6 protein-coding genes and 1 pseudogene are annotated in these 7983 nt (G+C 64.9%); 5 read left to right on the forward strand and 2 right to left on the reverse strand.

The genetic code is table 11. The features are described 5' to 3' along the window. Window positions 1-26 precede the first annotated feature (26 nt). From fgd to A5658_RS07650, 4 genes are all read left to right on the forward strand, one after another. Entirely contained in the window at window positions 27-1037 is a 1011-nt protein-coding gene (gene fgd / locus A5658_RS07635) for a glucose-6-phosphate dehydrogenase (coenzyme-F420) (protein ID WP_067332846.1), read from the forward strand. Then, on the forward strand, window positions 1006-3102 hold the full coding sequence (pta, locus tag A5658_RS07640; protein WP_067332847.1) for a phosphate acetyltransferase: 2097 nt from the start codon (window positions 1006-1008) through the stop codon (window positions 3100-3102). Before fgd ends, pta begins: the two co-directional genes overlap by 32 nt. Next, entirely contained in the window at window positions 3099-4247 is a 1149-nt protein-coding gene (locus A5658_RS07645; protein ID WP_067332848.1) for an acetate kinase, read from the forward strand. The genes pta and A5658_RS07645 overlap by 4 nt, the downstream gene beginning before the upstream one ends. A 334-nt stretch (window positions 4248-4581) precedes the next feature. Further along, window positions 4582-4914 carry a metallopeptidase family protein gene (locus tag A5658_RS07650; RefSeq protein WP_231997243.1) on the forward strand — a complete coding sequence of 111 codons (333 nt, stop codon included), beginning with the start codon at window positions 4582-4584 and terminating at the stop codon, window positions 4912-4914. Window positions 4915-4983: 69 nt separating this feature from the next. Here A5658_RS07650 and A5658_RS07655 read toward each other — a convergent pair whose 3' ends face one another. After that, window positions 4984-5778, reverse strand: a complete 795-nt coding sequence (locus A5658_RS07655) for a hypothetical protein (RefSeq protein WP_156751317.1) — start codon at window positions 5776-5778, stop codon at window positions 4984-4986. Window positions 5779-6157: 379 nt separating this feature from the next. Between A5658_RS07655 and A5658_RS07660 the strand changes: the two genes are divergently transcribed. Beyond that, a complete protein-coding gene (locus tag A5658_RS07660) occupies window positions 6158-6877 on the forward strand; it encodes a hypothetical protein (RefSeq protein WP_156751318.1) in 720 nt (239 codons plus the stop codon). Between the two features lie 73 nt (window positions 6878-6950). Here the strand turns inward: A5658_RS07660 and A5658_RS28405 are convergent. After that, window positions 6951-7983 (reverse strand): annotated as a pseudogene (locus A5658_RS28405) (glycosyl transferase); the annotation flags it as partial.

Raw genomic sequence — 7983 nt, forward strand, 5'->3', positions numbered from 1 at the left:
TCTAGGCGTGGAGTAGAAACGACAACGTGGCTGAACTCAAACTTGGATACAAGGCGTCGGCGGAGCAGTTCGCCCCGCGGGAACTCGTCGAGCTGGCGGTCGCCGCCGAAGCGCATGGCATGGACAGCGCAACGGTCAGCGACCACTTCCAGCCGTGGCGCCACGAGGGCGGGCACGCGCCGTTCTCGCTGGCCTGGATGACGGCGGTCGGTGAGCGCACCAAGCGGTTGCAGCTCGGCACGTCGGTGCTGACCCCGACCTTCCGCTACAACCCGGCCGTCATCGCGCAGGCGTTCGCGACCATGGGCTGCCTGTATCCGGACCGGATCTTCCTCGGCATCGGCACCGGTGAGGCACTCAACGAGATTGCCACCGGGTACGAGGGGGAGTGGCCGGAGTTCAAGGAGCGTTACGCGCGGCTGCGCGAGGCGGTCCGGCTCATGCGCGAGTTGTGGCTGGGCGACCGCGTCGACTTCGAGGGCGAGTACTACAACACCAAGGGCGCCTCGATCTATGACGTGCCCGAGGGCGGCATCCCGATCTATATCGCCGCGGGCGGGCCGCAGGTTGCCAAGTACGCCGGCCGCGCGGGCGACGGCTTCATCTGCACCTCCGGCAAAGGCGAAGAGCTGTACAAGGACAAGCTGATTCCCGCCATGCGTGAGGGCGCCGAGGCCGCCGGCAAGAACCCCGACGACATTGACCGGATGATCGAGATCAAGATCTCCTACGACCCAGATCCGAAGCTGGCGCTGGAGAACACGCGATTCTGGGCGCCGCTGTCGCTGACCGCCGAGCAGAAGCACAGCATCAACGACCCGATCGAGATGGAGAAGGCCGCCGACGCGCTGCCGATCGAACAGGTCGCCAAGCGCTGGATCGTCGCGTCGGATCCCGACGAGGCCGTCGAGAAGGTCAAGGACTACGTCGACTGGGGCCTCAACCACCTGGTGTTCCACGACCCTCGGCAGGACCAGCGCCGCTTCTTGGAGCTGTTCCAGAAGGATCTCGAGCCAAGGCTCCGGCGACTGGGCTAACGTGTCCGCGATCTACATAGCCGCAGCCGAGGGCGACAGCGGCAAGTCCACGATCGCGCTGGGGATTCTGCATCGGCTGGCCGCCACCGTCGCCAAAGTCGGTGTGTTCCGGCCGATTACACGCGCCGACGGTGGCGACCGCGACTACATCCTGGAGCTGCTGCTGGCGCACAGCACCGCGGGCCTGCCCTACGAGCGGTGTATCGGTGTGGGCTACCAGCAGCTGCATGCCGACCGCGACGCCGCCATCGACGACATCGTCGAGCGCTATCACGCGGTGGCCGACAAGTGCGACGCGGTTGTCGTCGTCGGCAGCGACTACACCGACGTCGCGAGCCCGGTCGAGTTGAGTGTCAACGCGCGCATCGCGGTCAACCTCGGCGCGCCGGTGGTGCTGGCCCTGCGGGCCAAGGACCGCAGCGTCGACCAAGTCGTGCATGCGGTCGAGGTTTGTCTGGCCGAACTGAACACACAGCATGCCCACACCGCTGCCGTGGTGGCCAACCGTTGCGAGCCAACGCAATTGAGCGCGATCACCGATGCGCTGCGGCCGCTTGCACCAAAGACCTATGCCGTGCCCGACGAACCGTTGTTGGTCGCGCCGACGGTCGCCGATCTGCAGGCCGCCGTGAACGGCACCCTGGTCAGCGGTGAGGCGGCGCTGATGAACCGCGAAGTGATGGGCGTGGTGGTGGCCGGCATGACGGCCGATCACGTGCTCGAGCGACTAGACGAGGCTGCGGCGGTGGTGACGCCCGGCGACCGCTCCGATGTGGTGTTGGCGGTGGCGAGCGCCCATGCCGCCGAAGGGTTTCCGTCGCTGGCGTGCATCATCCTCAACGGTGGCTTCGAGTTGCACCCGTCGATCGGGGCGCTGGTGGCCGGGCTGCGGCTGCGCCTGCCGATCATTGCCACCACGCTGGGCACCTTCGACACCGCGACCGCGGTCGGATCGGCCCGCGGCCGGGTCACCGCGACGTCGCAGCGAAAAGTCGACACCGCGCTGCAGCTGATCGAGAGTCACGTGGATCTCGCGGACCTGTTGGCGCAGTTGGCGATCCCGATTCCCAAGGTGACCACGCCACAGATGTTCACCTACCAGCTTCGCGAACGGGCCCGCTCGGATCGCAAGCGCATTGTGCTGCCTGAGGGCGACGACGACCGGATCCTCAAGTCCGCCGGTCGAGTCCTGCAGCGCGGCATCGCCGACCTGACGATCCTCGGCGACGAGAGCCAGGTCCGCGCCCGCGCGGCCGAGCTCGGCGTAAATATCGATGACGCAACGGTTTACGACCCGCGCACCAGTGAGTTGGGCGACCAGTTCGCCGAGCAGTACGCCAAGTTGCGGGCCAAGAAGGGCGTCACCATCGAGCAGGCCCGCGAGATCATGCACGACGTCTCGTATTTCGGCACCATGCTGGTGCACAACTCCCATGTCGACGGGATGGTGTCCGGGGCATCGCACACCACCGCCCATACCGTTCGACCAGCCTTCGAGATCATCCGCACGGCCCCGGGCATCTCGACGGTGTCCAGTGTTTTCCTGATGTGCCTGCCCGATCAGGTGCTGGCCTACGGGGATTGTGCGATCGTTCCCGACCCGACGGTCGAGCAACTCGCCGACATCGCGATCAGCGGCGCGCAGACGGCGGCGCAGTTCGGCATCGAGCCGCGGGTGGCCATGCTGTCCTACTCGACGGGGGCGTCCGGTACCGGCGCCGACGTCGACAAGGTCAGGGCGGCAACCGAATTGGTGCGTAGCCGGGCCCCGCAGCTTTTGGTCGAAGGGCCCATCCAGTACGACGCGGCCGTCGAGCCCTCGGTGGCGGCCACCAAGATGCGGGACTCGCCGGTGGCCGGCAAGGCCACCGTGCTGATCTTCCCTGACCTGAACGCCGGCAACAACGCCTACAAGGCGGTGCAGCGCAGCGCGGGTGCGATCGCGATCGGCCCGGTGCTCCAGGGCTTGAACAAGCCGGTCAACGACCTGTCCCGCGGCGCCCTGGTCGAAGACATCGTCAACACGGTCGCGATCACCGCGATCCAGGCGCAGGGCGCCTCATGAGCCGTCGCGTCCTGGTGCTGAACGCCGGTTCGTCGTCGTTGAAATATCAACTGATCGAACCGGATTCGGGCGAATCGCTGGCGGACGGCACCATCGAGCAGATCGGCGAGCCGGGGTCGCCGGTGGCCGATCACCGCGCAGCGCTGCAGGCGGCGTTCGAGGCGCTGTCCGACGAGGGTATTGATCTGGCCGCCTGCGGGCTGGTCGCGGTGGGACACCGGGTGGTGCACGGCGGATCGGTCTTCTACCGGCCGACCGTGATCGACGACGCGGTCGTCGCGCAACTGAAACAACTGTCGATGCTGGCTCCGCTGCACAATCCGCCAGCCCTGGAGGGCATCGAGGTCGCGCGCACGATGTTGTCGGATGTGCCGCACGTCGCGGTGTTCGACACCGCTTTCTTCCACAACCTCCCCGCCGCCGCCGCGACCTATGCGATCGATCGCGAGCTCGCGGAGAGGTGGCATATCCGGCGGTATGGATTTCACGGCACCTCCCATCGCTACGTCAGCGAGCAGGCCGCCGCATTCCTGGGTCTGCGCTGGGAGCGGGTGAATCAGATTGTGCTGCATCTGGGTAACGGTGCGTCCGCCTCGGCGATCTCCGGTGGCCGACCCGTCGACACCTCGATGGGTCTGACCCCGTTGGAGGGCCTGGTGATGGGCACCCGCAGTGGCGACATCGATCCGGGCATCGTCAGCTTCCTGCACCGCCAGGCCGACATGAGTGTCGACGACATCGAGTCGATGCTCAACCATCGCTCCGGCCTGCTCGGGCTGGCCGGCGAGCGGGATTTCCGCCGACTGCGCGCGTTGATCGAATCGGGCGATAGCGCAGCGCAATTGGCCTACGACGTGTTCATTCACCGGCTGCGCAAATATGTCGGCGGGTACCTGGCGATTTTGGGCCATACCGACGTGATCAGCTTTACCGCGGGCGTCGGGGAGAACGCCGCCGCGGTGCGCTTGGACGCGCTGAGCGGCCTCGAAGGCTTGGGCATCCAGATCGACGAGCAGCGAAATGTCGAGCACGCCGAGGGCCCTCGGCGTATCTCCACCGATGATTCGCCGGTCGCTGTGCTGGTGGTCCCCACCAACGAGGAGTTGGCGATCGCGCGGGATTGCCTGGTCGCGATCGGGGCCTGACGCGAAATGCTCCGGCGGGAAGACCCGCCGGAGCATCCGCCTCCCCCCGGGTCAGGTCGTGAAGATGCTGTTCAGGCTCTTCACCGCTACTCCTTGGACGAAAGTTCCAATATTCCGGACAGAGTAACTGAGCTAGGCCTGAGAATAGTTGGTTTTCGACAGGGTTTTTTCTCAGGTAAGACGCGGATTGGTTCTCTCGCCCGTGGAGGTGAAGTGGTAGCAGTTCCACTCAACAAGGGGACACCTTCGCCATCGACGACCGCGGCGGCGAGTCGCCGGACTTCCTCAGCCAACCTGCCAGAGCAGTACAGCTAGGCGTGGCATCGTTGCGCGAGTGGGCAAACACAGCAAGCCGGATCTCGACGATCCTTTCGAAGAGGCGATCGACGAGGCGCTGAGTTCTTTGCCGGCCGATCTTCGTGCGGAAGTGAGCAATGTGGCGATCGTGATCGAGGACGAGCCTCTCGACGGGCGGTCGCTCGGCCGATACAGCGGCATGCCGAGGGCCGCAAGAGGGTCGCTCTTCGGAGCCGGCGGAATGCTTCCGGCCAAGGTCTGCATCTTTCGCGGGCCGCTCACTCGACTCGCTGGCGGCGATGCCGAACAATTGCGCCGTGTAGTCAGACAAGTCGTGCTCCAAGAGCTAGCGCGGTATTTCGCGACTTAAGTGAAGCGAGTTATTGGAGCTCGATCGCTACCGAGGTAGCAACGCTCAACGAGCGGATTCGCGGTGGCCCTATTTAGTTTTCAGCGGTGTAAGCCCGGTGGGTAAATCGCCAATGCGCGTCGCCACAACCGGTGTCGTCACCACAGTGCCGGCGCGGCCACATTCGTTCGATTCAATCAAATCGGATTCCTGACCCTTGAGTGTGCCGTCGGCGAGCTGAGTCAATTCCATTGTGAGGCGCCACATGTCACGTCCCGGCTTACCGGCTGCACAATCCTGCGGCATGCGGTTAGGCGGATCACTGACCCACTTCCCGTTGACCAAACGAAGCGATTGAATACCCTTGTTCTCAGCCTGGCCCGGAGCTAGACGGGCCGCGATCTGAGTGTGGGTGGTGTCGTCGAGCCGTGTCGCTACCGCGATGCACGATGGCGGAGGGCAGGCCGATTGGAAAGCCCACCATTGTGTTTCGACAATGCCGCTTTTCGGCCCAGCGGCTGAAATTTTCTCGTCTGGCGCGCGAGTGGTGAGTTCGCCCTGATATCGGTCTATGCGGTAAGTGCCGTCGATCGGCCCCTTCACGCTTGATTGCACAGGCGGCCGCGGCGGATGTCTGGCGACGTTGAGGAATGTCACCGCGGTTCCGCCGAGGAACAGGATCAGTAGCAAGCTGAATCCTGCTGCCTCCTTTATGCGATGCCAGACGGAGCGGTGATAGATGTCGGGGACGATGTCGTCGGAATCGTCTTGCGAAGACGTCAACGCTGCTGTACGCGGCTCATCCTGACTCTGCGATACCTCCATGCTTTGCTCCGTCCGATCATCCCGATCTGGAGCAGCTTGGGTCTCGTCAGGATCGATCACCGCAACGTGCCTGCGCAGAACTCGTGCGACGCCGCGGCGACAATTCCGTAAGAATCCGGCGGGCCCAATAGAGACAATGTTCCCATTGCGACGACGCTACGCGCGGCAGGGAACGCGCTTACGACTTTCTGTAGGCATTGCCAGCCCAATCGGTCGAATAGCGCCGCCTGGCAATTGCATCCTCACAAGTACATCCTCACAAGGTGACCTGCCAGCGCCGGGCGGCTTCGCCGTGTCCGGTCAGTCGGACGATTCGGCTCGTTTGCGCAAAAAACGCAGTAATGTAGGGCCCAGCCATCGCGGTACTCAGTTCCGCCTCCGGCCGAACGGTCACTTAGCCGACTTGGCCAAAGCGGCCGAACAATTTGAAAGGTTTTCGATGCAATTAACTTTCAAGCCCGCCCGGCTGGCCGGATTCGCGATCCTCGCGGTCGCGAGCGCCACCGCGCTGTCCTTGGGTGCGTGCAGCAAGTCGCACGATGAGAAGAAGCCTCCAGCTACCTCGACGACGGCGGTCGCCAAGGGCAAACACAAAGACTCGGTTCAGGGCCAGGTAGCGTCGGTGTCCGGCAGCGCAGTCCAGGTCACCGAGACCAGTGGGACGGCCACCGTCGACCTCGGCCCCTCGGCCAAAGTCACCGAATACTCGAAGGCGCAGGTTACCGATGTGGCTGTCGGCAACTGCGTGAGAGTGATTGCCAAACCTGGTGGCCCGGCCACGGCCCTAGCCGTGCAGCTGAGCCCGCCCGGGGGTGACGGCAAGTGCCCGCAACCGAAGCCCGCAGCAGCCGGTTCGCCCGGCGCCCCGGGCCCTGACCAAAATTTCCTGGCGGTGGGCACGGTTGCTGCTGTCGAGGGGAACAACATTAAAGTCGACGACGTCGACGCCAATGGCAACCCGTCTCAAACCGCTGTGACGGTCACCGACAAGACGGATTACACCAAGGGTGTCCCCGCAACTTCGCAGGCCGTCTCGCAAGGCAAGTGCATCACCGCACTGGGAACCAAAAATGGGGGCGGGACACTGCAGGCGGCACTTGTCACCTTGAGTTCGGCCAACGCTGAAGGCAAATGTCCGTCGCCGCCTCACCCGAAGTAGCAACCGCGCTCGCGCCGGATTCGAGGGATACGACCTCGGCAAGCCGTGGGTGTGCTGTGCATGTGGTCGAGGATCATCGCGCGGCACCGGAGATGCAGAGCACTTCGTCGAGGCTGGCGGTGCGCAGTCCCGTGCCGGCGGCCGGTCGTCCACGCTCGGCGGGGTCACTGTTCTGCGCACCGATGGCCTGATCCAGGCGTGCGGTGTCGAACATCGCCGGGCCGCGGGCCATCGCCTCGGTCAGGGTGTAGCGGCCGGCGTCGGGTGCCCGGCGTATCGCCTGCTCGACGGCGCAGGCGCCGGTCAGTTTGACCGCGTCGGCGAGGTTTATGCCCACTTGAAACACTTGCGGTTCGGCGTCGAGCACCGCGGTCAGGCGGGTGATGTAGTTCTCGGAGGCAAAAAACCGCCAGCCTTCGCCCAGGTGTAGCCAGAACCGTCCGTCGATCTGAACGCGCAGCGCCGCCAGCTGAGCGGCGGGCTTGCCCCTGGGGACGGAATGGGCGAACTCGAGGAACGCGTAGCGTTCCTGCAGCAACGCGCGGTCGGGTGCGGATAGGCCGGTGTCGAGCACTAGGAAGCGACCGACCCGTGTGACGTCGAGGCAGCAGTTCAGAAATGAGTTGATGGTTTGTTCGGCGCTCCGGGGGTCCGGTCCGGCGATCAGGCTGACGGTGACGTCGGCCGCATCGGTCCCAGCGGTCAATGACTGCACCAGGGCGTCGGGATACGGCGCGGCCGCTTCGATCATGGCTGGCACCAAAAGGTCGCGGTTGGCCGCGATGCGTTGCCGATCCGGGTCGGGGATGTCGGGTTGGGCCAGCAGGCGCCGGCACAGCGTGAACGCCTCGGCGTGCTGACCGACCCAGGAAGCACACACCGCCTGCTCATCGGTTGCGCGCCAGGAGTAAATCTCCGCGAAGTATCCGAGGACATAGAGGTCCTCGTTGGGAAATGGAATTGCTGCGGCGCGCTGGGCGAAGTGGTAACCGAGCCAGTAGCGCTGCTCGCTGCGGCACCGAAAGGCGATGGCGTGCAGCGCCTCGGCGCGGGTCGGTCGAAACTCCCAGGCGCGCAGGTAGGCGTCTTCAACGTCTGGCCACGGT

The organism is Mycobacterium sp. 1245111.1, from assembly GCF_001673405.1.
Lineage (GTDB): Bacteria > Actinomycetota > Actinomycetes > Mycobacteriales > Mycobacteriaceae > Mycobacterium.